Consider the following 23,409-nt stretch of genomic DNA (forward strand, 5'->3'; position numbering starts at 1 on the left):
ACCTAAAGGGGCTCTTCAGAGCTGAGTGTGGGCGCGCCGGTGGCGCGGGATAGCTGGGGATAGACGTCGAGGTCCTCGATGATGAGCGGACTTCTACCCCCGCTGATCTCAAGGACCTCGACGATGCTCAACCATAGTTGTGTATGCCCTGACGCGCTTGATCGCTGCGACCGATGTGATGTCCTGGTCGACTTCCCCGGGCTTCACCTGGTCGCGGTGACGCAGGCTCCATCGGGCCTGTTGCTCGAGGTGGAGTCCTGCGATCCGGTCGCGGGCTGTCCTGGCTGCGGGGTCGTCGCGACTGGTCACGGCCGTGTGATGGTCGAGATGATCGATGCGCCCTGGGCTGGCAGGCCGGTGCGGATCCGGTGGCGCAAGCGCCGCTGGATCTGCCTCGAGGACGTTTGCGCGGTGGTCTCGTTCGCCGAGCAGGACCCCCGGGTCTGCGCGCCGAGGGGGCTGCTGAGCACGCGCGCGATCCGGTGGGCGGTCGGTCAGCTCCGGCGCGAGGGTGCGACGATCCAGGGTCTGGCCCGGCAGCTCGGGACCACCTGGAACACGCTCTGGACCCAGGTCCAGCCCGTCCTGGCCCAGGCCGCAGGCGATCCGTCCAGGTTCGAGGGCGTGCAGGTCCTAGGCGTGGACGAGCACATCTGGCACCACCGTGACCCGCGCCGGCGCGGCCCGAAGGAGCTCACCGGGATGGTCGATCTGACCCGTGGTCCGCACCCCACCGCCAGGCTGTTGGATCTCGTCCCCGGCCGGTCCGGCAGCGCCTACCGAGACTGGCTCGACGAACGGGGCGAGGCGTTCCGCAAGCGGGTCGAGATCGCGACGCTGGACCCGTTCCAGGGTTACAAGAACGCGATCGATGACCAGCTCGAGGACGCGACCTGCGTGCTGGACGCCTTCCACATCGTCAAGCTCGCCGGCGCTGCGGTCGATGACGTTCGCCGCCGAATCCAGCAGGAGACGCTCGGCCACCGAGGCCGCAAGGGCGACCCTCTCTACGGCATCCGTCATGTTCTCCGCGCGGGGCGCGAACGCCTCACGTCTCGCCAGCAGAACCGGCTGGCCAGCGCATTCGCTGCCCACCCCGATCATGTCGCGGTCGAAGTCGCCTACCAGTGCGCCCAAGACCTCCGCGACGTGTTCCACCAGCCCACCCCCGCCCAAGGCCGACGCCTCGCCGAGCAGCTGATCCAGAAGCTGCCGTCCTGCCCGATCCCCGAGATCGCCAGGCTCGGCAAGACGCTACGCCGCTGGAAGACAGCGTTCTTGGCCTACTTCGACACCGACGGGGCGAGCAACGGCGGCACGGAGGCCGTCAACGGGGTCATCGAACTCGGCCGCCGCATCGCCCGCGGGTTCCGCAACTTCGAGCACTACCGCCTTCGAATGCTCCTCATCACCGGAGGGCTCGACGCCTCACCCCACACTCAACTCTGAAGAGCCCCTAAAGGCGCTCGTCCGCGGAAGGGCTCGGCAAGAGGCCGTCTATGAGAAATCTGCGCGGCGAAGACACTGTTCGTCATGATGCTCAGTGCCCTTCACGTACGTCCAGAGCGCGGCGGAGTCTGTCCACTACCTCGGCCGGGGTGTGGCCGTCGTACTTCGGTGGGACTTCGGCTTCGGGAATCTGGAAGAGACCCCAGGCGTCGCGACCGTAATGGTTGCTGATCTGTCCCGTTGAAAGGGTGGCCACGACAACGAACCAGCCGCCTCCGAAGCAGAGCTCGCCGTCGGAGTGCCGCCAGGACTTCACCACGGGGATACCGGCGGCGTGCCAGCCGTTCGCGGCGTGTGCGTTGTATAGCATCCGGTAGTCATAGAGCTCGTTGTGGGTGTGAACGCCGTCCGAGGCCTCGCCTGATTCAAGGAGAGTTCGCAGCTCGTCATGCTCGGTCCCGGACTGCTTGGCTCGGGCCGTCTCCGTCTGGGCTTCGTCGCTCATGCTTGATAACCTCCCGCGGTGATATGGCGATCACGCAGGTAGTCGCGCGATCGGCTAGATTCGCAAAACTGTGACCTGCGGAGCGGGCCTCAGAGGCTGGCCCCCAGATGCTCACTCAGGTGTCTGGACTTACGGCGATGCGCTGATGTCAGAGTAGTTGAGCCCAGCGCGGAGCAGGCTGGCTCCTTCCGCACCCACATCTGCCCGTGCACGACAGAGTCGAGTTGGTAGGTTGTGGAAATGTCTCACCCAATTTCCTCCTCCACGGTATTGCCCATCGAATCTGTCCATGACTACGAAGGCGCGGACCACGACCGGTTGGCCGGCAGGTTCGGACCCGACGCCGTTGCGTTCGACGGTGAGAGCGGTGCGCGACTCTCGGCTGCCCGAGTGTTGGAGTTTCGCGAGCGCCTCAACGGCCTCATCGCAGAGTTCTTTTCACCCGAAGCCGCTGAGTGGACATCGCCTGTCAAGTACGGGTTCCGTTGGATATTGATGCCGGTCGACACGGCCCCACTAGAGGATTCACGCGCGGATCGCTGAAGAGTACTGCTGCGGGCGATGAGTACGATCGTGCCCACGATGCCAAGGGAGGCAGATCATGTGCGGACGGTATGTTCTCGAGGTCGATGCTCAGGGGCTGATGCGGGCCTACGCCGCACAGCCGGCGAAGGCGTTCGACTGGGAGCCGGTGTTCAGCGTCGCCCCGCGCACGAAGGCCCCTGTGGTCCGCGAACACGTCGACGACGAGGGCGAGCTGCAGCGGACTGTCGAGTTCGCGCGCTGGGGCTTCAAGCCTGCGTGGGCCAAGGACAAGGGTCCGCGGCCCATCAATGCCCGCTTCGAGACAGCGCACACGAACGGAATGTTCCGCGCCGGCTTCGCGAGCTCCCGAGCCGTAGTGGCGATGACCGGCTACTACGAGTGGGTCGAGATGGACGACGGCAAGCAGCCCTACTACGTCCACGCCACTGGTGGCGAGCTGCTGCATGCCGCTGGGCTGACCACGGCCGAGCAGAACAGCGATGGGGAGTGGGACGTGTCCTTCACGATCATCACCCGCGAGGCGAAGGACGCCGCCGGCGACGTCCACGACCGCATGCCGGCGTTCTTGGACGACGAACTGATGGTCGACTGGCTCGCGCCCGGGAAGCTCGAGAAGGATGAGCGCGAGCACCTGCACGGCGTGCTCGGCGATGTCTCCGAGACGGTCGCCGCGTCGCTGGTGACGCACCCCGTCGATCGCGCCGTCAACAACGTCCGGACGCTCGACCGCAGCGATTCAGCTCTGATCGCGCCTATCGAGCTGGAGTGATGGCGGCGAAGATCTCCGCGGCGCGAAGTCTGTCCGCCCGTAGGATCTATTCACACACAGCGTGAGGTCGCCCGTTAAGAGTTTTCCGGCTCTTCGCAGATGGGGGTGTAGTGGCTGGTGACGGGGTGGGCGCGTCGGTGCGGGAATAGACGTCGAGGCCTCCCGATGATGGAAGTTCTGACGCTCGCCATCTGGAAGACCTCGACATGTCTAACGCTACCTTCTCAACCCCTGATCTCGATGCCTTCTGCGGCCTGGATCCTCGAAGCCATGACCGACGACCGTCACCTTCTCGCTCCGCGCGCAGATGACGACCGATTTACATGGCATCCCGGTCACGGATGCCCGAGCAGCAACTCACCCAGGCCACGCTGTCCTACGCATACGACGTGAAGCGCCCTAGGCTTCGTTCCTTTTTCTCTGTGGTACTCGGAACGCAACCCAGGGCGCTTCACGTCAACGCAATGGAAAGAGTGATTCTAATAGACGGTCACCTTGACGAAGGTAGCAGGTCCGTCGAGGTTGATTCTTGAGTTGGTGCCAATCTTGGGGAGGGCCACGGTTGAACCATTCCAGGAATAATATCCTTTGCCTGCGTGACTCTTGGTAAGGAAGGCTTCCTGTCCCAGCCATGCCCCAGTCTTGGTTCCAACTCCAGTGAACCCGTAGTTCGGGCGCGGAACCTGACCCGAAATCGTGCACACATGTGACGACGAAGTGCACTTGTTCGTTACCGAAGTGAGCGCAGAGATTGCAGGCTCTTCGCAGATGAGGGTGTAGCGGCTGGTGACGGGATTTGGGCCGTGGCCGGTGACGCACTGGACCGCTGCCGGCAACGGATCCAGCAGGTCACCTGCGGGCATCGCGGTCGATCTGGGTATCCCCTTTACGGGATCCGCCGAGTCCTCCGAACCGGTGCGGACCCTCTCGCCGATCGCCAATGCGACCGTCTGAACAGCGTGTTCGCTGTCGACGAGCATGCCGCGGTCAACGTTACCTGGGGCATCTATTAGCTGATCGTGGAGGCATACCTCAACCCCGATCGCGCTGCCGCGAAGCAGCAACTTGCCGCAGTGATTCAGGACCTCGCCGGCGATGTTGAATCGCCCCGGGTTTGTTAGAGGCTCGCAAGTGCCGCGTCGGCGGGTGCCGGTGCGGGGTTGTTGTGATGGTAGGTGTCCTCGAGCTCGACGGGCGGGATCATTCCGATCTCGCCGTGCAGACGCCGGTGGTTGAACCAGTCGATGTATTCCGCGGTCGCGATCTCGAGGTCGTCGATGTTCTTCCAGGGCCCGCGGTTGCGGACCAGTTCGGCCTTGAACAGCGAGTTGAAGGCCTCGGCCAGGGCATTGTCATACGAGTCGCCGGTGGAGCCGACCGAGGCGACCGCGCCGGCCTCGGCAAGTCGCTCGGTGTAGCGGATGGCGACGTATTGAACGCCCTTATCGCTGTGATGCGTGAGCCCGGTGACGGACTGGCCTGCGTGATCGCGGGCCCAGATGCCCATCTCCAACGCGTCCAGCGCAAGGTCGGTTCGTAGCGACTTCGACAGCTGCCAGCCGACCACGCGGCGGGAGAACACGTCGATGATGAACGCGGCATACACCCAGCCGGCGAAGGTTCGGCAGTAGGTGATGTCCGCGACCCACAACTGGTTCGGAGCAGTCGCCGTGAAGTCACGTTCGACAAGGTCAGGACGAGAATCCGGACCGCGACCGGAGATCGTGGTGCGCGGGCCCTTGGCCCGGCTGATCCCTCGCAACCCCGCGACGCGCATGAGTCGCTCGACCGTGCAGCGCGCCACCGAGATGCCCTCCCGCCGCAACTGCGCATGGACCTTCTTCGCCCCGTAGACGCCGAAGTTCGCCGCATGGACGCGGTGGATCTGGACCAGCAGTTCCTCGTCGCGCACTGCCCGTCTCGAGGGTGGGCGGGTCTTGAACGCGTAGTACGTGCTCGGCGCGATCTGCGTGCCCGCTGCGGTTAGCGTCCGACAGATCGGCTCGACGCCGAACTCATGCTTGTGCTGGTCTATGTACTCCACGATCAACGCTGTGGGCGGTCGAGCTCCGCCGCGAAAAAAGCCGACGCCGACCTCAGGATCGAGTTCGCCCGGCGCAGCTCACGTACTTCCTTCTCCAGCTCGACCAGGCGTTGGGACTCGCTAGTCGTGGTCCCGGGACGGTGCCCCTCGTCAACCTCGGCCTGCACGACCCAATTCCTCAGAGTCTCGGGATTGATCCCGAGCTGCTCGCCCACACGACGGAACGTGCCCGACCTCGTCGATGGATCCAGTCGCGCCTGAACAGCCATCCTCGTGGCTCTCTCCCGAAGCTCGTCCGGGTACTTCCTCGGTGCTGCCATGCTCCTCATCCTCCCGTGGAATCAGAGCCTCCACCAGACCCGGGGCGATTCATGTTCCAGCTTCGCCGATCGAGGTCATCACCCTCGGCCGCACTCTGAATCGCCGGGTCGAGGACGTGCTCGACTACATCGACCGGCCCGGCACCAGCAACGGTCCCACCGAAGCGATCAATGGCCGCCTCGAACACCTCCGCGGCACAGCCCTGGGCTTCCGCAACCTTGCCCACTACATCTTCCGATCGCTGCTCGACACCGGCGGATTCAGGCCCCTGCTGCACGGTCACATGCAATGAGCCACCAAGGCAGGTGCTCACGTCAAGGATCAGCTGGCCGCACCCGCGACCATCTGACTACGAAACTAAATCCTGGCGTTTGAGATCCATACGGCTGCGTGGCCGTGGTAACATCATTCAACACACCTCGAATTGTGAGGTACTTCACGAAAGGTTGAAAAATGTCTCGAACAATTAGGAATGCGGCGATCTGGCTCGCAACTTTGACAGTGGCTGGCTTTGCAGCCGTCCCTGCCTGGGCCGAGCCGGGCGAGACAGATGGTCCGGTACAGATCGGCGACATTAAAGTCTCGATCGACGACAGCTCTATTGACACCCGGGCCGAGCTCGACGCGTACATCGAGTCGGACGAAGCTAAGACCATCACCGTTGATCGCGCGACCGGGGAGATGACTTCTGTTATCGCGGGAAACGAGCCTGCAATCTGGCTCATCGCATCTGAGGGTGTAGCTGGTTTCTGAATCCTCCTGATTCGAGCAGGCTGCGGGCGACGTAGTTGGTGAGGTTTCGGAAGCCGAGGGCGGAGCCGCGGAGGTGTTCAAGCCGTCCGTTGATCGCCTCTGTCGGCCCGTTGCTGGTGCCGGGGCGATCGAAGAACGCCAGGACGTCGTCGGCGCGCTTGGTCAGCGTCCGGCCCAGCTTTCCCAGCTCGACGAGGGTGTCTGGGACCTTCGCCCTGAGGGCCGCGATGACCTTCTCCATCTTCGATCTGGCTCTGGCCCGGTCGGGTTCTCGATAGGCGGCGATCATGGCCTGGTAGATCTCCCAAGTAGCCTCGACCGCAGCGTGAGGGTGGTGGGCGAACAGGGCGTTGAGGCGTTCGCGCTGCCGCTGGGTCAGCAGCTTGGTCCCGGTGTGGAGGGTGCGGCGGGACGTGTAGAGAGGGTCGTCCTTGCGGCCTCGACGCTTGTGGAGCTTCTGCTGGATCCGCCGCCGGCAGTCATCCAGAGCGTCCCCGGCGAGGCGGACGACGTGGAAGGGATCCATGACCGCGACCGCGCCGGGCAGGGCCTCGCTCGTCGCGGTCTTGAACCCTGTGAATCCGTCCATCGCGACGACCTCGACGCGGTCCTTCCACGCCTTGGGTCGCGCTTCGAGCCAGGCCTTGAATGCCGCCTTGGAGCGTCCTTCGACCATGTCCAGCAGCCTCGCCGGCCCGGTCTTGTCCCTGGCGGAGGTGAGATCGATGATCACGGTGACGTACTTGTCGCCGCGGCGGGTGTGGCGCCAGACGTGCTCATCAACGCCGATCACGCGGACTCCGTCGAAGCGGGCCGGGTCATCGATCAGCAGGCGCTTCCCCTCGGCCAGGACGGCGTCGTTCGCGGTGTGCCAGGCCACGCCCAGCCCGGCAGCGACCCGCGCGACCGAGAGGTGATCGATGACCAGCGCCTCCAGCGCCCACCGGGTCCCGCCCCGGGAGAGCTTCGCCCGCCCGGCCGCTGCAGCCGTGGTGTCTTCGCGCCAGTGGGTTCCGCAGTGGTCACATCGGTAGCGCCGGATTCGCACCAGAAGCGTCGTGGGGCGGTGGCCGAACGGCTCATGCGCCAGGGACCGCGAGATGGAACCCCGCGACGTCGCCCGTCCTCCGCAGGCACGGCACCACGATTCCTCCTCGGCGACCCGACACTCCAGCACCGCTCGATCGGCCGTGAGGTTCTGGCCGACCACGACCAGACCAAGCTCCTCAAGGCGGGTGAAGGTCGTCAGGTCGGGGTCGCCGAAGGTAGCGTTGGGCATGTCGAGGTCTTCCTGATGGCGAGCGTGAGAACTTCCATCATCGGGAGACCTCGACGTTTATCCCGGCACCGACGCGCCCACCCCACGCCCCGCAGCTACCCCCTCAACTGCGAAGAGCCCCGTAAGTCCCGGTCCCAGCACCCAACCTGCCCCAAGAGTGACGACGAAAGGCACCCCACAAAGAGCACGTTTCAGGGGCCAAAAAACACCCCTGACCTGCACAATTGCAGGCCAGGGGTGGTCTAGATGTCAGTCACAGATTGAAGCCGATCGCGCGCAGCTGCTCGCGGCCGTCCTCGGTGATCTTCTCCATCCCCCAAGGCGGCATCCAAACCCAGTTGATGCGGTGCGACTCGGTGATCGGGTCCAGCACGGCGAACGTCTGGTCCTCGAGCACGTCGGTCAGCGGGCAGGCGGCCGAGGTGAGCGTCATGTCGACGACGGCATTGCCGTCCTCCACGCTGACGCCGTAGATGAGACCGAGGTCGACGACGTTGATCCCGAGCTCGGGATCGATCACGTCCTTCATCGCCTCGAGGACGTCCTCGGAGCTCACGGTGCCCGACGGGGTCTTCTGGTCGGTCATGGGTCCTCCCGGTGAGGTGCGGGTCCTGTGCAGGCCCGCGACAGTGGGGCCGGTCGCTGCGCTCCCGGGCGCAGCGACCGAGGTGGTCAGCTGCCGGAGCCGACGAGGTAACGGTCGTAGCCCTCGTTCTCGAGGCGCTCGGCGAGCTCGGGGCCGCCCTGCTCGGCGATCTGACCGTTGACGAAGACATGGACGAAGTCCGGCTTCACGTACTGCAGGATGCGCGTGTAGTGGGTGATCAGCATGATGCCGATCTCCGTGGACTCCTTGGCGCGGTTGACACCCTCGGAGACGATGCGCAGCGCATCGACGTCGAGGCCGGAGTCGGTCTCGTCGAGGATCGCGATACCGGGCTTGAGCAGCTGCATCTGGAGGATCTCGTGGCGCTTCTTCTCGCCGCCGGAGAAGCCCTCATTGACGTTGCGCTCGGCGAAGGCCGGGTCCATGCGCAGGTCGCCCATGGCGCCCTTCATGTCCTTGACCCAGGTGCGCAGTGCCGGCGCCTCGCCGTCGATCGCGGTCTTCGCGGTGCGCAGGAAGTTGGACACGGTGACGCCGGGGACCTCGACGGGGTACTGCATCGCGAGGAAGAGGCCCGCGCGAGCGCGCTCGTCGACGCTCATCTCGAGCACGTCCTCCCCGTCGAGCGAGACCTCGCCCTGGGTGATCTGGTACTTCGGGTGACCGGCGACCGCGTAGGCGAGGGTGGACTTGCCCGAGCCGTTGGGGCCCATGATCGCGTGGGTCTCGCCCGACTTGATCGTCAGGTCGACGCCCTTGAGGATCTCCTTGGTGCCCTCAGGGGTCTCGACGGTGGCGTGGAGGTTCTTGATCTCCAGGATCGACATGTGGTGTTCTCCTTGGCCAGTGCTACTGGTGGATTCGGATAGATATGAGGTCGGGCCCGGGCGCCGAAGGACGGCGCCGCGGTGATCAGGTGGCGAGGGTCGCGGTCGGATCCACGAGGATCTCCCCGCTGGCCTCGTCGATGCGCACGGGGAACACCCGTACGGGGAGGACGGCCGGCAGCTGCAGGGGACGACCCGTGACCAGGTCGAACTGGCTGCCGTGCTTCCAGCATTCGATGGTGCATCCCTCGACGTCGCCGTCGCTCAGCGCGATCTCGTCGTGCGAGCAGACGTCCTCGAGGGCGTGGACGCCGCCATCCTCGTCGCGCACCAGGGCCATCTCGATGCCGCCGGCGACGACGTCGATCGCCTCGCCGGGCGCGAGAGCGTCCAGGGCGGCGACGGGGACGAAGGCGTCCGACATCAGTTCATGCTCCGTGCGAGCTCGTCCTCGATGGACGCCGAGAGCCGCTCGCGGATCTCGGGGACATCGATCTGCTGGATGATCTCGGCGAAGAAGCCGCGCACGACGAGGCGGCGGGCCTCGAGCTCGGAGATGCCGCGCGCACGCAGGTAGAACAGCTGCTCGTCGTCGAATCGACCCGTCGCGGCTGCGTGTCCTGCGCCCTCGATCTCACCGGTCTCGATCTCCAGGTTCGGCACCGAGTCGGCGCGCGCGCCCTCGGTGAGCACCAGGTTCCGGTTCAGCTCGTAGGTGTTGGTGCCCTCGGCCTCCTTGCGGATGAGGACGTCGCCCACCCACACGGACCGCGCCTTCTTGCCCTGCAGCGCGCCCTTGTAGGCGACGTTGGAGGTGCAGTGGGGGGCGCTGTGGTCCACGAACAGCCGGTTCTCGAAGAACTGGTCCTCGTCGGAGAAATACAGGCCGAGCTTCTCGATCTCGCCGCCGGGGCCGCCGTACTCACCGATCGCGTTGAAGCGCACGGCGCTGCCGCCGAGGGTGACCGCGACGTGCTTGAGCTTGGCGTCGCGGCCCACCCGGGCGTGGTGGGTCGCGATGTGGATCGCGTCGTCGTCCCAGTCGTGCAGGCTGATGACGGTCATCGTCGAGTTGTCGCCGATGATCATCTCCACGTTCTGCGCGTACTGCGCGGAGCCCGTGTGGTTCAGCACGAAGATCGCCGAGGAGGACTCCTCGGTCTCCAGCACGATGTGCCCGTTCCCGCGGCGATCGGCACCGCGGCCGGCGATGTCGATACGGAACGGCGCGTCGTAGGCGCCGTTCTTGGCGGCGGTGAGGTGCAGCGCCTGCTCGGAGCGGGCGGAGGCGATCGCGCTGGCGATGTCCTCGGGCACCAGGACGGTGCCGCGGGGGGCCTGCCCGATCGCGAGCGTTCCGGGCTCGGAGGCGCCCTCGGGGACCTCGACCTGGTACTCGACGGCGGAGTCGTCCGTGGCCACGTCCTGGAACAGGGGCGCGAAGCGGCGCAGCGGGGTGAAGCGCCACTCCTCGACATGGCTCTTGGGGACCTCGTGGTCCGACACCTCGAAGGAGCGCTTGCGCGCGCCGCGGTTCAGCGCGGCGTGCGCGGCGGAGGTCTCCTGCCCCGGAAGGCTGAGGTTCTCCTCCTCCAGCTCCGGCGCGGCGGGGACGTCCGCCTCGTCGACAGTGGTCTGCGCGGCGACCGGTGCGGCACCGGCGGCGTGGCCCACGGCCTCGTTCACGGCGGCGTCCCCGGTGCTCTCGGGACCCTTCATGTCAGTGGTCGACATCAACCGACTGCTCCTTCCATCTGCAGCTCGATCAGGCGGTTCAGTTCGAGGGCGTACTCCATGGGGAGCTCGCGCGCGATGGGCTCGATGAACCCGCGCACGATCATGGCCATCGCCTCGGTCTCCTCCATGCCGCGGCTCATCAGGTAGAAGAGCTGCTCCTCGGAGACCTTGGAGACGGTGGCCTCGTGGCCCATCTGGACGTCGTCGACGCGGACGTCGACGTAGGGATAGGTGTCGGTGCGCGAGATGGTGTCCACCAGCAGCGCATCGCACAGCACCGTCGAGGCGGAGTGCTCCGCGCCGGGCATCACCTGCACCAGGCCGCGATACGAGCTGCGACCGCCGCTGCGGGAGACCGACTTGGAGACGATCGAGCTCGAGGTGTGCGGCGCCATGTGGATCATCTTGGAGCCGGTGTCCTGGTTCTGGCCCTCGCCCGCGAAGGCGACCGAGAGGGTCTCGCCACGGGCGTGCTCGCCCATGAGCCAGACGGCCGGGTACTTCATGGTGACCTTGGAGCCGATGTTGCCGTCGACCCACTCCATCACGCCGCCCTGCTCGACGGTCGTGCGCTTGGTGACCAGGTTGTACACGTTGTTCGACCAGTTCTGGATCGTCGTGTAGCGGACGCGGGCGTCCTTCTTCACGATGATCTCGACGACGGCCGAGTGCAGCGAGTCCGACTGGTAGATCGGGGCGGTGCAGCCTTCGACGTAGTGCACGTAGGAGCCCTCGTCGGCGATGATCAGCGTGCGCTCGAACTGACCCATGTTCTCGGTGTTGATCCGGAAGTAGGCCTGGAGCGGGATCTCCACGTGGACGCCCTTGGGGACGTACACGAAGGAGCCGCCGGACCACACCGCGGTGTTGAGCGCGGAGAACTTGTTGTCACCCGAGGGGATGACGGTCCCGAAGTACTCCTCGAACAGCTCCGGGTGCTCCTTGAGCGCCGTGTCCGTGTCCAGGAAGAGCACGCCCTGCTCCTCCAGATCCTCACGGATCTGGTGGTAGACGACCTCGGACTCGTACTGTGCCGCGACGCCTGCGACCAGACGCTGCTTCTCCGCCTCCGGGATGCCGAGCCGGTCATAGGTCTCGCGGATGTCCTCGGGGAGGTCCTCCCACGAGGTCGCCTGCTTCTCGGTGGAGCGGACGAAGTACTTGATGTGGTCGAAGTCGATGCCCGACAGATCCGGTCCCCAGGAGGGCATCGGCTTCTTGTCGAACAGCTTCAGAGCCTTGAGGCGACGCTGGAGCATCCACTCCGGCTCGTCCTTGCGGGCGGAGATGTCGCGGACGACGTCCTCGGACAGACCGCGGCGCGCGCTGGCACCGGCGGAGTCCTCGTCGTGCCAGCCATAGGCGTACTGGCCCATGGAGTCGATGATCTCGTCCTGTGTGAGCTTTTCTGGTGCGCTCGTCATGGTGTCCTTCCCTCGGTGAGCGGAATGTGGGTCGTGCAGGCGTGAGCTCCCTGCGCCAAGGTGGCCAGGCGCTGGACGGGGGCTCCGATGATGCGGGAGATGACGCGGGTCTCTGCCTCGCACAGCTCCGGGTGGTCCTCGGCGATGTCGAGCACGGGGCAGCGGCCGTGGCACAGCTGCGCCGTGACGAGCGTGCGCGGGGCGGATCCCGCTCGCGCACTCGAGGTGGGAAGCGGGACGTGCAGAGGGCGCACGGTGGTCGCGTAACCGCGCGAGGTCAGGAGCTCAGCAAGCAGCTCCACCTTGCGCGACAGCGTCACCCGCTCCCCCTGGGCCTCCCGGTCGGAGACGAGCTGATCCAGCCTCGCCTCCCAATCGGCGACGCGACGGTCGGCGAGACGGTCGATCGCCCCGTCACCACCGATCCGCGTGAGCTCCTCGAGGGCCATCGTCGCGAGCTCGTCGTACCCGCCCTGATAGTCCTCGTGGGCGAACTTCGAGAGCACGAACGCCTTGCTGGGGCGTCCCCGACCGCGATGAGCGACCGGGACCTCGTGCTCCGTGATGATCTCGTCGGCCTCGAGCGCCGCCAGGTGCCGCCGTACGGCAGCACTGGTGAGCCCGAATCGCTCCGCGAGCTGGCGTGCCGTGATCGGTCCGTGCGCGGAGATCGCCTCGACGAGACGGTCCCGCGTCGTCTGCGGGACTGCCGGATCCAGATCCTGTGCAGTCATCCGTACATCACCTCTCCCGTCGACCACATTCATTTTACAACAGAAAGCTTGCTTAATACCGGTCGGCGTCATGTGCCGCGCGGCACCAAGGGTCGCCTTACCTGCGGAATCGTCGAGATTCAGCCTCCCGCGACCGACTGCTGGCGGGCGTTCGACGCTCGAGGCGGAGCCCCTCCGAGGAGGCGCCCTTCCATTTACTACCAGATTCAACTACTGTGGCCTCCTCACGTCACGAACCACCTCACGGAAGGATCCGGATGAGCACCGAGCAGGCATCGAGCACCGCCGACAGCACCGCAGCGCACTCCACCGAGGGCGCCTACGTCCGACGCGGCAAGCCCTTCGACCGGGACATGAACTACATCTCCGACCGCATCACGCTCGACGGCCGTGACGGCTGGCCGGTCGAAGCGGGCCGATACCGGCTCATCGCCGCGCGGGCCTGTCCCTGGGCGAACCGCACGCTGATCTCGCGCCGGCTGCTCGGCCTGGAGGACGCGATCTCGGTGGGCATGCCCGGGCCGACCCACGACAAGCGCTCCTGGACCTTCGACCTCGACGAGGGCGCCGTGGATCCGGTGCTGGGCTACGAGCGCCTCCAGCAGGCCTATTTCGCCCGCTTCCCCGACTACCCGCGAGGCATCACGGTCCCCGCCCTGGTGGACGTGCCCTCGAAGGCGGTCGTCACCAACGACTTCCAGCAGATCACCCTGGATTTCGCCACCGAGTGGACCGCCTTCCACCGCGAGGGTGCGCCGGATCTCTACCCCGAACCGCTGCGCGAGGAGATCGACGCGCTGAACAAGTGGATGCTGCACCGCATCAACAACGCCGTGTACAAGGTGGGCTTCGCCGGCGACCAGGAGAGCTACGAGCAGGAGTACCGCGAGCTGTGGGCGGCGCTGGACGAGCTCGAGGAGAGGCTCTCGGATCGCCGCTACCTGATGGGCGAGTCGATCACCGAGGCCGATGTGCGCCTCTTCCCCACCCTGATCCGCTTCGACCCCGTCTACTTCGGTCACTTCAAGGCCAACCGTCAGATGCTCTCGACGATGCCCCACCTGTGGAACTACACCAAGGATCTGTTCCAGACCCCTGGTTTCGGCGACACCGTCGATCTCCAGCAGATCAAGCGGCACTACTACTACGTGCACGAGGACATCAATCCCACGCAGGTGGTGCCGCTCGGTCCGGACATGAGCACGCTCCTGGACCCCCATGACCGCGATCGCTTCGCGACGAACACCTGGGGTGAGGGCGGCACCGCACCTGAGGCCCCGTACGCGGCGGAGGTCGTCGATCCGGCGCATACCCCGCTGCACGTCCGCGGCCGCTGACGCGGCCCAGCAGGACGACATCGCCCCGAGGAGCCCCGAGGATCCGGCCACGGTCGCATCCCCGGGGCGTCCTGCGTCCGCTTCCGGTCCGCTCCCGGTCCGCTCCTGCCGAGCACGTGCACGGGTCTCTCGGCCGGCACGCCTACGATGGGGCCGCCATGACTGACGACATCCTCGCGTCCCCCGCGCTGCGCGCCGACGGCCTGACGCACTCCTACGGCCCCGTCCGTGCCCTCGACGGGCTCACGCTCACCGCCCGGCGCGGGGAGGTGACCGCGCTGCTGGGCCCCAACGGCGCCGGCAAGACCACCGCCGTCTCGTGCGCCACGGGCCTGCTGCGACCCAGCGGCGGGAGCCTGGAGGTGCTCGGCCGCGACCCGTGGAACGCAGGGCCGGAGCACCGTGCCCGGGTGGGCGTGATGATCCAGGACGGAGGCCTCGCCTCCGGATCCCGGTCGATGCAGCTGCTCCGATACGGTGCAAGCCTCCATGCCCATCCGCTCGACGTCGACGAGGTCGCCGAGCACCTCGGGATCGATGAGTTCGCCGGCACCCTCGTGCGGCGCCTGTCCGGAGGTCAGCGTCAGCGTCTCGCCCTGGCGCTGGCGATCATCGGCCGCCCGGAACTGGTCTTCCTCGACGAGCCGACAGCCGGGATGGACCCCTCCATCCGTCAGCGGGTGCGGCATCTGGTCCGCTCCCTGGCGGACACCGGGAGCGCCGTCGTCCTGACCACGCACATGATGGACGACGTGGTGGGCCTCGCCGACGCCGTATGCGTGATCGCCGGTGGCCGCACCGTCGCCGCAGGCTCCGTCGAGGACGTGATCACCGCGCATCGTCGACAGAAGGGCGCCGTGGACGTGCGAGCCGTCGCCCATGGGGTCGACCCTGCAGCGGTGCCCGCCCTGCAGGCCGACCTGGAGGCCGTCGTGGAGAAGCACGGCGGCCGCCTCGAGATCACGGGTGCCGGCGCCGCGGATCTCGAGGCCGTGCTGCTCGAGCTCATGGACGGCGCGAACACTTCGGCGAACTCCTCAGCGCCCACAGCAGACACCACGACGGCCACGACCGCAGCAGAAGGCAGGGCCCGATGAGCGCCACCTCGCACGACGCCGCCCCCGCTCGGACGCCGTCCTCCCCGCGGCCCGGGCCACAGCCGGCACCCCGTCTGCGCCGCGTCCTGGCCCACACCGCGCTGGAGGCTCGCATCCTCCTGTCCAACGGTGAGCAGCTGATGGTCGCGATCGCCCTGCCCGCGATGGTGCTGATCGGACTGCGGCTGCTGCCCATCGGGCGGCTCGAGGGCGCTCAGCCCATCGAGACGGCCCTCGCCGCGACCCTCGGCACCGCCCTGATCTCGACCTCGTTCACGTCTCAGGCGATCCAGACCGGGTTCGACCGCCGCAACGGCGTGCTGCGCTGGGTGGCGACCACCCCGCTGGGACGCGACGGCTATCTCGCCGGCAAGATCCTCGCAACCCTGCTGGTGCACGTCGTCCAGGTCCTGGTGCTGGGCCTGCTCGCCGTGCTCCTCGGGTGGCGGCCCGGCGTGCTCGAGCTGCTCGCCGCAGTGCCCGTCTGGCTGCTGGGCACGGTGGCCTTCGGTGCGCTCGGGCTGCTCGTGGCCGGGCTGCTGCGCACAGAGGCGGTGCTCGCGGTCTCGAACCTCGTCTTCGTCCTGTTCGTGGCGGCCGGAGGCATCGCCGTGCCGACCTCCATGTACCCCTGGCCGCTGCACGGACTCGTGGACCTGCTGCCCTCGGGCGCTCTCGGCGAGCTGCTCCGAGCCTGCCTCGCCGGCGGCGTCTTCTCTCCCGCCCCCGTGGTGGTGCTCCTGGTGTGGGCGATCGGCGGCGCCTATGCCGTCTCGCGCTGGTTCCGCTGGACCTCGGACTGACCCGCTCCCCCGCCTGATCCGGTCCCCACGGCCGCAGCCGCCGGTGCAGATGTGAAAGGCGTCGCCGCGACCATGTGAACCTCAGGCGGAGTTCCTACAATCGACCCCATGAACGCTTCTCCGTCCGCCGCCGACGAGCATCCGGTTCCTGCCCCCGCCATCTCGCACGTCGGACGGATGTCCTTCTCCGGGGAACGCACCCTCGGTCTCTCGGCGCCGGCGCGGGCACGGATCGCCGCCATCGTGTTCTGGGGCAACCTGGTCTGCCAGATCGGCATCATCGTCTCCGGAGGCGTGGTGCGCCTGACCAGCAGCGGGCTGGGCTGCTCGACCTGGCCGAACTGCGAGCCCGGCCAGTTCACCCCGCAGCTGACACTTGAAGCCGGGATCCATCCCTTCATCGAGTTCGGCAACCGCGCCCTGACCGGGGTCCTCGGGGTCTTCGCCATCGCGATGCTGCTGATCGCCCTGCTGTGGCTGCGTCACAAGGGGCGCAGCATGATGTGGCTCTCCGCGATGCCGCTGGTGGGCACGGCCGTGCAGGCGATCGTCGGCATGGTGGTCGTGAAGGCGGATCTCCACCCTGGAGTCGTCAGTCCCCACTTCCTCATCTCGCCCGTGCTCGTCGCGATCTCGACCGTGCTCGTGTACCGGATCTACGACGGGGATTCGGCGCGGCGGCGATCGGTCGTCCCCGATGCCATGCACTGGATGAGCTGGGCACTGGGGGTCATCGGCTTCGCGATCCTCGTGCTGGGGACCCTCGTCACCGGCACCGGCCCCCACTCGGGCGACGACGTCCACCCCGAGCGCCTCCCGTTCGACCCGCGCACGATCTCGTGGCTCCACGCCGACGCCGTGATGCTCTTCTGCGGCCTGCTGATCGGCCTGCTGATCGCCCTCCACCTGACCGGTGCCCCGCGCCATGCCCGCCGTGCCGGATGGGGCCTGATCGTCGTCACCGCGCTGCAGGCCGTCATCGGCTACTCCCAGTACTTCACGGGACTGCCCGAGCTCCTGGTCGGCTTCCACATGCTCGGGGCGGGTCTGTTCGCCGCCGGCATCGCCTGGGTGGCCGTCTCCCAGTACGACTGGCTGGAGGGTCCCGTCGGCGAGGACGGTCCCGCTTCCCGCACCACCGCAGGACACACAGATCCCACCTCCCCGAAGAAGGTCGCACGATGATCCTCGGCCGACGCCGTCGCAGCTCCACCCAGGAGCTGCCCACCCTCGAGCAGGCCCGCCCCGCCGGGGACTTCGTCGCCTCCGTGCTCTCCCATCTGCGTGAGGTCGTGGACGTCGGATGGAACCTGCTGGAGGTCGACGCCGAAGCCCACCGGTTGATCCGCGAGGCCGGCGCGACCAGCTGCTATCTCGACTATCACCCCGTCTTCGGCGCCTCCCCCTTCGGCTACGTCATCTGCACCTCCGTCAACGACGGCGTGCTGCACGGCCGCCCGCGCGACCGCGTGCTCGCCGACGGCGACCTGCTGTCGCTCGACTTCGCCGTCGCCGTCGAGGGCTGGGTCGCGGATTCCTGCCTCACGATCTCGGTGGGCTCGCCCCGCTCGGAGGACCAACAGCTGATCCGCGACACCGAGCAGGTGATGTGGGCCGGCATCGACCAGGTCCGCGCGGGGAGCACGGTGGGCGACATCGGACACGCCGTGGAACGAGAGGCCCGTGCGCTCGGCTACTCGATCAATGATCGTTTCGGCGGCCACGGGGTGGGACGCACGATGCACGAGGCCCCGTTCGTGCCCAACCACGGCTCCCCCGGGCAGGGCGCAGAGCTCGTCGCCGGACAGCTCGTCACCGTCGAGCCGTTCCTCGTCCCCACCACCAGCGAGCTCATGGTCGACGAGGACGACGGCTGGACCCAGCTCTCGGCCGACGGCTCGCGCGGTGCTCACGCCGAGCACACCCTCTACGTCACCGACGGCGAGCCGATCGTGCTCACCGCCCGCGCCGACAACCCCTCCCCGCGCAGCTCCCTGCCCTGAGCCCGCGACATCGCCGCGGACTCAGCGATCTCCGTGAGCTCAGAGATCCAGGACGTCCTCGAGCGCACGGGCGATCCCTTCGCCGTCCAGGCCCTCGGCTGCGAGGATCTGATCCCGTGAGGCGTGCGGGATGAACTCCTGGGCGACGCCCAGCGTGCGCAGCAGCGGAGACGGCGATCGCCGTGCGGCCCGCTGGGACAGCCGCACCGCGAGCGCCGCGCCGATGCCGCGCTCGGCGACTCCGTCCTCCACGGTCACGACGGCGGGGGACCTCTCCGCGAGGGCCAGCAGCGGCTCGGTCAAGGGCAGTGCCCGGACCGGGTCCAGGACCACCACGTTCACCTCCGGGCGGGACTGAGTCACCGTGCGTGCCGCGTCGACGGCGCGATGCGCGAGCGCGCCGATCGACACCAGGAGGACGTCCACCGGGGCATGCGGGTCGCCCCACAGCACGTCACCGGCCTCGAGCGAGGCGACGGCGTCCAGCGGCGCGGGACAGGCCCCCTTGGCGAACCGCACGACGGAGGGCCCGGCGTGCCCGATCGCGGCCGGGATCGCTGCGCTCAGCCGGAGACCGTCCCGCGGCGCCCACAGCGACAGCCCGGGGACCTGCGCGGCCATCGCCAGGTCCCAGATCCCGTGGTGGCTCGGCCCGTCGTCGCCTGTCACCCCCGCGCGATCCAGGGTGATCGTGACGTCCTCCCGATGCAGCGCGACGTCCAGGAGCAGCTGGTCGAATGCTCGGTTGAGGAATGTTGCGTACAGCGCCACGACCGGCTTCGCACCACCTCGCGAGAGCCCCGCGGCCGTGGCCAGCGCGAGCTGCTCGGCGATCCCGACGTCGATCACCCGCGACGGCAGCTCGCGCTGCAGCGGACTGAGCCCGACGGGGTCGACCATCGCGGCGCTCAGCGCAACGATCCGGGTATCGGCCCGGGCCGCATCCAGGAGCGCCGCCCCGGCCCGGGAGGTCCAGGTCGCCGCCGGCGTCGCAGCGGCAGGAGTCCTCACGGGCTCCTCATGCTGCTCAGCCTGGCCAGCCTGCTCAGCCTGCTCAGCCTCTATCGAGGGGGCCGGATCGAGGGCGAACGGGCCGGTCGAATGCCAACGATCCAGCGCGTCGGACTCGGCGCGGGCGAACCCGGCGCCCTTGCGGGTCACGACGTGCAGCATCACTCCGGCCAGAGCAGGATCCTCGGCGGCTCTCCGAGCGTATCGCAGGGCCTCGGCGAGAGCGGCATGGTCGTGTCCGTCGATCGGGCCGATATAGGTCAGCCCCAGCGCGCTGAACAGGTCGGTGCCGGTCGGCACGGCGCCGTCCCGCAGCGCTTGCAGGTGCCGCGCCATGCCCCCGATCGTCGGCGCATAGGAGCGGGTGTTGTCGTTGAGGACGACGATCGTGCGCGAGCCGGTGTCGGACCCGAGCTCGTTGAGCGCCTCGAGGCCGATGCCGCCGGTGAGCGCGCCGTCGCCGATCACTGCTGCGCAGACGCCGTCCTCGCCGGCCATCCGGTGCGCACGATCGATGCCGTGCGCCCAGGCGATGGATCCGGAGGCGTGGGAGTTCTCGACCACGTCGTGCGCGGACTCCCGGCGATCGGGGTATCCGGCCACTCCCCCGGCCCGGCGCAGACCGACGAGGTCGGCGCGTCCGGTCAGCATCTTGTGCACATAGGCCTGATGACCGGTGTCGAAGACGATCGCCTCGTGCGGGGAGCGCAGCTCGCGGTGCAGCGCGATGGTGAGCTCGACGACGCCGAGGTTCGGCCCCAAGTGGCCGCCGGCGCGGGAGGTGATCTCCACGAGCCGTCGGCGCAGGCTGCGAGCGAGGGCCGGCAGCGCAGCGACCGGCAGCGCGCGCAGCTGCCCGGGATCCTCAGGGATGGCGGCTGTCTCGCCTCCGGTGGACGGGTCGAGCGGCTCCTGCAGGGAGCGCGTCTCCTGCAGGGACCGCGGCAGCGCGGAGCCCGCAGGATCGAGCGGGATGGTGCCCCGGACAGCGCGCTCGGGGTGCTCATGGATCGTCGACACGGGCGATCCTCCCTCGGTGTCGGGGACAGGATCTTGCCAGCCTAGGGCGAGCTGACCTGTGCCGACGCACGACATGCTCACCTTCGTGCAGATCTTCACCGGTGGTTCACGGGACACCGCCCGGTCTGCATCACCGTGCGCAGCGGACGCGCATTCGTGCACGTGAGGGAGTGCGCCGAGGCATCCGGTGAGCCGGCTCGTCCCGCGCGCGAGCAGGCGACGCACCTCGCACACGGACACGCGGAAGAGCGCCCCGGTCCGCGAAGGACCGGGGCGCTCTGCGCGCAGGCGGTGGCTGTCAGGCCGCGACGAGCGACCGCAGCACGTACTGCAGGATGCCGCCGTTGCGGAAGTACTCCGCCTCGCCGGGGGTGTCGATGCGCACGACCGCGTCGAAGTCGACGGACGTGCCGTCCTCCTTCTGTGCACGGACCGCGACCGTCCTGGGGACGGTGCCCTCGTTCAGGGCGGTCACACCGGTGACGGAGAACGTCTCGGTGCCGTCCAGGCCGAGCGACTCCGCGGACTCGCCCTCGGGGTACTGCAGGGGGAGCACGCCCATGCCGATGAGGTTCGAACGGTGGATCCGCTCGAAGCTCTCCGCGATGACGACCTCGATGCCGAGGAGCTTGGTGCCCTTGGCCGCCCAGTCGCGGGACGAGCCGGTGCCATACTCCTTGCCGGCCAGCACCACCAGCGGAATGTCCTTCTCCGCATAGGCCTGGGCCGCGTCGTAGATGAACTCCTGCTCACCGGTCAGGAAGTTCTTCGTGTACCCGCCCTCGACACCGTCGAGGAGCTCGTTCTTGATGCGGATGTTCGCGAAGGTTCCGCGGATCATGACCTCGTGGTTGCCCCGACGGGATCCGTAGGAGTTGAAGTCCTTGCGGGACACCCCGTGATCCTGCAGGTAGCGACCGGCCGGGGAATCCAGCTTGATCGCTCCGGCGGGCGAGATGTGGTCGGTGGTCGTCGAGTCGCCCACCTTCACCAGGACGCGGGCGCCCTCGATGTCGCCGAGCGGCTCCGGATCCTGGCCCATGCCCTCGAAGTACGGGGGCTTGCGCACGTAGGTGGACTCGTCGTCCCACGCGAAGGTCGCGCCCTCGGGGGTGTCGAGGTTCCGCCAGCGCTCATCGCCGGTGAAGACGTCCTTGTAGTCCTCGGTGAACATCTCCTGGGAGATGGACTCGCCGATGACCTTCTCGACCTCGGTGGGGCTCGGCCAGATGTCGCGGAGGTAGACCTCGTTCCCCTCCTTGTCGGTGCCCAGCGGATCGTTCTCGAAGTCGAAGTCCATCGTGCCCGCCAAGGCGTACGCGATGACCAGCGGCGGCGAGGCCAGGTAGTTCATCTTCACATCGGGGTTGATGCGGCCCTCGAAGTTGCGGTTGCCCGAAAGGACGGCCGTCACGGCGAGGTCCTTCTCGGCGATCGCGTCGGAGATCTCGGGAGCCAGCGGCCCGGAGTTGCCGATGCAGGTGGTGCAGCCGTAGCCGACCAGGTGGAACCCGAGCGCCTCGAGGGCGGGCCACAGGCCAGCCTTCGTGTAGTAGTTGGTGACGACCTGCGAACCGGGAGCCATCGAGGTCTTGACCCAGGGCTTGGAGACCAGGCCGCGATCGGCCGCATTGCGGGCCAGCAGGCCGGCCGCCATCATCACCGACGGGTTCGAGGTGTTGGTGCACGAGGTGATCGAGGCGATCGAGACGATGCCGTGATCGATCGAGAAGTCCTCGCCGGCGACCTGGATGGGATCCGAGGCGCGTCCGGCCACGTGCTGGTGATCAGGAGCCTTGCCGCCGGACTCGTTGTCCGAGTCGGGAGCGGCCGGGTCCGACGCCGGGAAGGAGCCGTCGCCGTTGGTGACGGCCGGGTGACCGGTCGCATAGGAGGGCAGCACCTCGCGGAAGGACTCCTTCGCCTCGGTGAGGACAATGCGGTCCTGGGGACGCTTCGGGCCGGCGATGGAGGGCACCACGGTGGACAGGTCCAGCTCGAGGTACTCCGAGTACTCGACCTCCTTGGAGGGGTCGTGCCACAGGCCCTGGCGCTTGGCGTAGGCCTCGACCAGCGCGAGCTGCTCCTCGGTGCGGCCGGTGAGTCGCATGTAGTCGACCGTGACCTCGTCGACCGGGAAGATCGCACAGGTGGAGCCGAACTCGGGGCTCATGTTGCCGATGGTCGCACGGTTGGCCAGCGGCACCTGGGTGACGCCCTCGCCGTAGAACTCGACGAACTTGCCGACGACGCCGTGGTCGCGGAGCTTCTCGGTGATGGTGAGCACCACGTCGGTCGCGGTCGCGGCGGGCGGGATCTCACCGGTCAGCTTGAAGCCGACCACGCGCGGGATGAGCATCGACACCGGCTGACCGAGCATCGCGGCCTCGGCCTCGATACCGCCGACGCCCCAGCCCAGCACGCCCAGGCCGTTGACCATGGTGGTGTGCGAATCCGTGCCGACGCACGAATCGGGGTAGGCACGGAGGACCGAACCGTCCCCCGCACTGTTCGGGACCTCGCGGGTCATGACGGTGCGAGCCAGGTACTCGATGTTGACCTGGTGCACGATGCCGGTGCCCGGGGGGACCACCTTGAAGTCGTCGAAGGCTGTCTGGCCCCAGCGCAGGAACTGGTAGCGCTCACGGTTGCGCTCGTACTCGCGCTCCATGTTCTGCTCGAGCGCGTCGAGACGGCCGGCCACGTCGATCATGACGGAGTGGTCGATGACCATCTCGGCCGGGGCGAGCGGATTGATCTTCTCAGGATCGCCGCCGAGGTCCTTCATGGCCTCGCGCATCGTGGCGAGGTCGACGACGCAGGGCACGCCCGTGAAGTCCTGCATGATCACGCGGGCCGGGGTGAACTGGATCTCGACCGACGGATCCGCGGACGGCTCCCAGCCGGCCAGCGCACGCACGTGGTCGGCGGTGATGTTCGCCCCGTCCTCGGTGCGCAGCAGGTTCTCGAGCAGGATCTTGAGGCTGAACGGCAGCTTGTCGGCGCCGTCGACGGCGTCGAGCGCGAAGATCTCGTAGTCGGTCCCGCCGACGGTGAGATCCTGTTTCGCGGCGAATGAGTTGGCAGTGCTCATGAGCGAACTCCTTGGGTGTTGAGGCGACCCCACCATCGTAGGCTCGGCC

At 67.6% G+C, this 23,409-nt stretch carries 19 protein-coding genes, 2 pseudogenes and 1 other annotated feature; of the genes and pseudogenes, 10 read left to right on the forward strand and 11 right to left on the reverse strand.

The genetic code is table 11. The features are described from left to right. Positions 1 to 123 precede the first annotated feature (123 nt). Entirely contained in the window at positions 124 to 1,449 is a 1,326-nt protein-coding gene (locus CIK81_RS01600; protein ID WP_114328941.1) for an ISL3 family transposase, read from the forward strand. 91 nt (positions 1,450 to 1,540) lie between these two features. On the opposite strand, the gene CIK81_RS01605 is transcribed toward CIK81_RS01600, so the two are convergent. Continuing rightward, positions 1,541 to 1,954 (reverse strand): hypothetical protein, encoded by a 414-nt coding sequence (locus CIK81_RS01605; RefSeq protein ID WP_096196798.1) that lies wholly within the window; start codon positions 1,952 to 1,954, stop codon positions 1,541 to 1,543. 601 nt (positions 1,955 to 2,555) lie between these two features. Here CIK81_RS01605 and CIK81_RS01610 point away from each other — a divergent pair. Both CIK81_RS01610 and CIK81_RS01615 read left to right on the forward strand, forming a co-directional pair. Next, positions 2,556 to 3,269, forward strand: a complete 714-nt coding sequence (locus CIK81_RS01610; RefSeq protein WP_096166875.1) for an SOS response-associated peptidase — start codon at positions 2,556 to 2,558, stop codon at positions 3,267 to 3,269. Between the two features lie 800 nt (positions 3,270 to 4,069). Then, a pseudogene (locus tag CIK81_RS01615) lies at positions 4,070 to 4,369 on the forward strand (transposase); the annotation flags it as partial. Positions 4,370 to 4,386: 17 nt separating this feature from the next. On the opposite strand, the gene CIK81_RS01620 reads toward CIK81_RS01615, so the two are convergent. Then, positions 4,387 to 5,633 (reverse strand): IS3 family transposase gene (locus CIK81_RS01620; RefSeq protein WP_241963872.1). Its coding sequence is split into 2 segments (ribosomal slippage): positions 4,387 to 5,348 and positions 5,348 to 5,633, totalling 1,248 coding nucleotides; the frame shifts between segments, so codons are not numbered across the junction. Further along, positions 5,227 to 5,355, reverse strand: a sequence feature (AL1L pseudoknot). Its footprint overlaps the gene before it by 129 nt. Before the next feature lie 53 nt (positions 5,634 to 5,686). On the opposite strand from CIK81_RS01620, the pseudogene CIK81_RS01625 reads away from it, so the two are divergent. Together CIK81_RS01625 and CIK81_RS17985 are read left to right on the forward strand one after the other, a co-directional pair. Further along, positions 5,687 to 5,926: pseudogene (locus CIK81_RS01625) on the forward strand (transposase); the annotation flags it as partial. A 161-nt stretch (positions 5,927 to 6,087) separates the two neighbouring features. After that, positions 6,088 to 6,387, forward strand: a complete 300-nt coding sequence (locus CIK81_RS17985; protein WP_147272334.1) for a hypothetical protein — start codon at positions 6,088 to 6,090, stop codon at positions 6,385 to 6,387. Here the strand turns inward: CIK81_RS17985 and CIK81_RS01630 are convergent. From CIK81_RS01630 to CIK81_RS01660, 7 genes are all read right to left on the reverse strand, one after another. Further along, positions 6,356 to 7,666 carry an ISL3 family transposase gene (locus CIK81_RS01630; protein WP_096166914.1) on the reverse strand — a complete coding sequence of 437 codons (1,311 nt, stop codon included), beginning with the start codon at positions 7,664 to 7,666 and terminating at the stop codon, positions 6,356 to 6,358. The genes CIK81_RS17985 and CIK81_RS01630 overlap by 32 nt on opposite strands. Before the next feature lie 253 nt (positions 7,667 to 7,919). Next, positions 7,920 to 8,252 (reverse strand): metal-sulfur cluster assembly factor, encoded by a 333-nt coding sequence (locus CIK81_RS01635; RefSeq protein ID WP_096164429.1) that lies wholly within the window; start codon positions 8,250 to 8,252, stop codon positions 7,920 to 7,922. An 86-nt stretch (positions 8,253 to 8,338) separates the two neighbouring features. After that, positions 8,339 to 9,100, reverse strand: a complete 762-nt coding sequence (gene sufC, locus CIK81_RS01640) for a Fe-S cluster assembly ATPase SufC (protein ID WP_096164428.1) — start codon at positions 9,098 to 9,100, stop codon at positions 8,339 to 8,341. Between the two features lie 85 nt (positions 9,101 to 9,185). Next, positions 9,186 to 9,524 carry a non-heme iron oxygenase ferredoxin subunit gene (locus CIK81_RS01645; protein ID WP_096164427.1) on the reverse strand — a complete coding sequence of 113 codons (339 nt, stop codon included), beginning with the start codon at positions 9,522 to 9,524 and terminating at the stop codon, positions 9,186 to 9,188. Further along, on the reverse strand, positions 9,524 to 10,834 hold the full coding sequence (sufD, locus tag CIK81_RS01650; RefSeq protein WP_096164426.1) for a Fe-S cluster assembly protein SufD: 1,311 nt from the start codon (positions 10,832 to 10,834) through the stop codon (positions 9,524 to 9,526). Before sufD ends, CIK81_RS01645 begins: the two co-directional genes overlap by 1 nt. Next, positions 10,834 to 12,261 carry a Fe-S cluster assembly protein SufB gene (gene sufB / locus CIK81_RS01655; protein WP_096164425.1) on the reverse strand — a complete coding sequence of 476 codons (1,428 nt, stop codon included), beginning with the start codon at positions 12,259 to 12,261 and terminating at the stop codon, positions 10,834 to 10,836. The genes sufD and sufB overlap by 1 nt, the downstream gene beginning before the upstream one ends. Next, a complete protein-coding gene (locus tag CIK81_RS01660; protein WP_096164424.1) occupies positions 12,258 to 12,995 on the reverse strand; it encodes a metalloregulator ArsR/SmtB family transcription factor in 738 nt (245 codons plus the stop codon). Before CIK81_RS01660 ends, sufB begins: the two co-directional genes overlap by 4 nt. A gap of 257 nt (positions 12,996 to 13,252) precedes the next feature. On the opposite strand from CIK81_RS01660, the gene CIK81_RS01665 reads away from it, so the two are divergent. The 5 genes from CIK81_RS01665 (at position 13,253) to map (ending at position 18,235) form a co-directional block, all read left to right on the forward strand. Beyond that, on the forward strand, positions 13,253 to 14,332 hold the full coding sequence (locus CIK81_RS01665) for a glutathione S-transferase family protein (protein WP_096164423.1): 1,080 nt from the start codon (positions 13,253 to 13,255) through the stop codon (positions 14,330 to 14,332). Positions 14,333 to 14,490: 158 nt separating this feature from the next. Then, on the forward strand, positions 14,491 to 15,429 hold the full coding sequence (locus CIK81_RS01670; protein ID WP_096196801.1) for an ABC transporter ATP-binding protein: 939 nt from the start codon (positions 14,491 to 14,493) through the stop codon (positions 15,427 to 15,429). Then, complete coding sequence (locus tag CIK81_RS01675) at positions 15,426 to 16,232, forward strand: ABC transporter permease (RefSeq protein ID WP_096164421.1); 807 nt, start codon at positions 15,426 to 15,428, stop codon at positions 16,230 to 16,232. Before CIK81_RS01670 ends, CIK81_RS01675 begins: the two co-directional genes overlap by 4 nt. Before the next feature lie 108 nt (positions 16,233 to 16,340). Beyond that, positions 16,341 to 17,417 carry a heme A synthase gene (locus CIK81_RS01680; protein ID WP_241963873.1) on the forward strand — a complete coding sequence of 359 codons (1,077 nt, stop codon included), beginning with the start codon at positions 16,341 to 16,343 and terminating at the stop codon, positions 17,415 to 17,417. Then, positions 17,414 to 18,235: a type I methionyl aminopeptidase gene (gene map / locus CIK81_RS01685; RefSeq protein WP_096196802.1), complete on the forward strand. Its 822-nt coding sequence runs from the start codon at positions 17,414 to 17,416 to the stop codon at positions 18,233 to 18,235. The genes CIK81_RS01680 and map overlap by 4 nt, the downstream gene beginning before the upstream one ends. A 39-nt stretch (positions 18,236 to 18,274) precedes the next feature. On the opposite strand, the gene CIK81_RS01690 is transcribed toward map, so the two are convergent. Together CIK81_RS01690 and acnA are read right to left on the reverse strand one after the other, a co-directional pair. Then, entirely contained in the window at positions 18,275 to 20,266 is a 1,992-nt protein-coding gene (locus CIK81_RS01690; protein WP_241963874.1) for a 1-deoxy-D-xylulose-5-phosphate synthase, read from the reverse strand. Positions 20,267 to 20,564: 298 nt separating this feature from the next. Further along, entirely contained in the window at positions 20,565 to 23,360 is a 2,796-nt protein-coding gene (gene acnA, locus CIK81_RS01695; RefSeq protein WP_096164419.1) for an aconitate hydratase AcnA, read from the reverse strand. Positions 23,361 to 23,409: the final 49 nt, after the last annotated feature.

Origin of the sequence: Brachybacterium sp. JB7, assembly GCF_003335205.1 — a bacterium.
GTDB lineage: Bacteria > Actinomycetota > Actinomycetes > Actinomycetales > Dermabacteraceae > Brachybacterium > Brachybacterium alimentarium.

Bases quoted from the DNA above. Each gene is read 5' to 3' on its own strand.
- CIK81_RS01600 (WP_114328941.1), top strand. From the start codon at position 124: ATGCTCAACCATAGTTGTGTATGCCCTGACGCGCTTGATCGCTGCGAC.
- CIK81_RS01605 (WP_096196798.1), bottom strand. From the start codon at position 1,954: ATGAGCGACGAAGCCCAGACGGAGACGGCCCGAGCCAAGCAGTCCGGG.
- CIK81_RS01610 (WP_096166875.1), top strand. From the start codon at position 2,556: ATGTGCGGACGGTATGTTCTCGAGGTCGATGCTCAGGGGCTGATGCGG.
- CIK81_RS17985 (WP_147272334.1), top strand. From the start codon at position 6,088: ATGTCTCGAACAATTAGGAATGCGGCGATCTGGCTCGCAACTTTGACA.
- CIK81_RS01630 (WP_096166914.1), bottom strand. From the start codon at position 7,666: ATGCCCAACGCTACCTTCGGCGACCCCGACCTGACGACCTTCACCCGC.
- CIK81_RS01635 (WP_096164429.1), bottom strand. From the start codon at position 8,252: ATGACCGACCAGAAGACCCCGTCGGGCACCGTGAGCTCCGAGGACGTC.
- sufC (WP_096164428.1), bottom strand. From the start codon at position 9,100: ATGTCGATCCTGGAGATCAAGAACCTCCACGCCACCGTCGAGACCCCT.
- CIK81_RS01645 (WP_096164427.1), bottom strand. From the start codon at position 9,524: ATGTCGGACGCCTTCGTCCCCGTCGCCGCCCTGGACGCTCTCGCGCCC.
- sufD (WP_096164426.1), bottom strand. From the start codon at position 10,834: ATGTCGACCACTGACATGAAGGGTCCCGAGAGCACCGGGGACGCCGCC.
- sufB (WP_096164425.1), bottom strand. From the start codon at position 12,261: ATGACGAGCGCACCAGAAAAGCTCACACAGGACGAGATCATCGACTCC.
- CIK81_RS01660 (WP_096164424.1), bottom strand. From the start codon at position 12,995: ATGACTGCACAGGATCTGGATCCGGCAGTCCCGCAGACGACGCGGGAC.
- CIK81_RS01665 (WP_096164423.1), top strand. From the start codon at position 13,253: ATGAGCACCGAGCAGGCATCGAGCACCGCCGACAGCACCGCAGCGCAC.
- CIK81_RS01670 (WP_096196801.1), top strand. From the start codon at position 14,491: ATGACTGACGACATCCTCGCGTCCCCCGCGCTGCGCGCCGACGGCCTG.
- CIK81_RS01675 (WP_096164421.1), top strand. From the start codon at position 15,426: ATGAGCGCCACCTCGCACGACGCCGCCCCCGCTCGGACGCCGTCCTCC.
- CIK81_RS01680 (WP_241963873.1), top strand. From the start codon at position 16,341: ATGAACGCTTCTCCGTCCGCCGCCGACGAGCATCCGGTTCCTGCCCCC.
- map (WP_096196802.1), top strand. From the start codon at position 17,414: ATGATCCTCGGCCGACGCCGTCGCAGCTCCACCCAGGAGCTGCCCACC.
- acnA (WP_096164419.1), bottom strand. From the start codon at position 23,360: ATGAGCACTGCCAACTCATTCGCCGCGAAACAGGATCTCACCGTCGGC.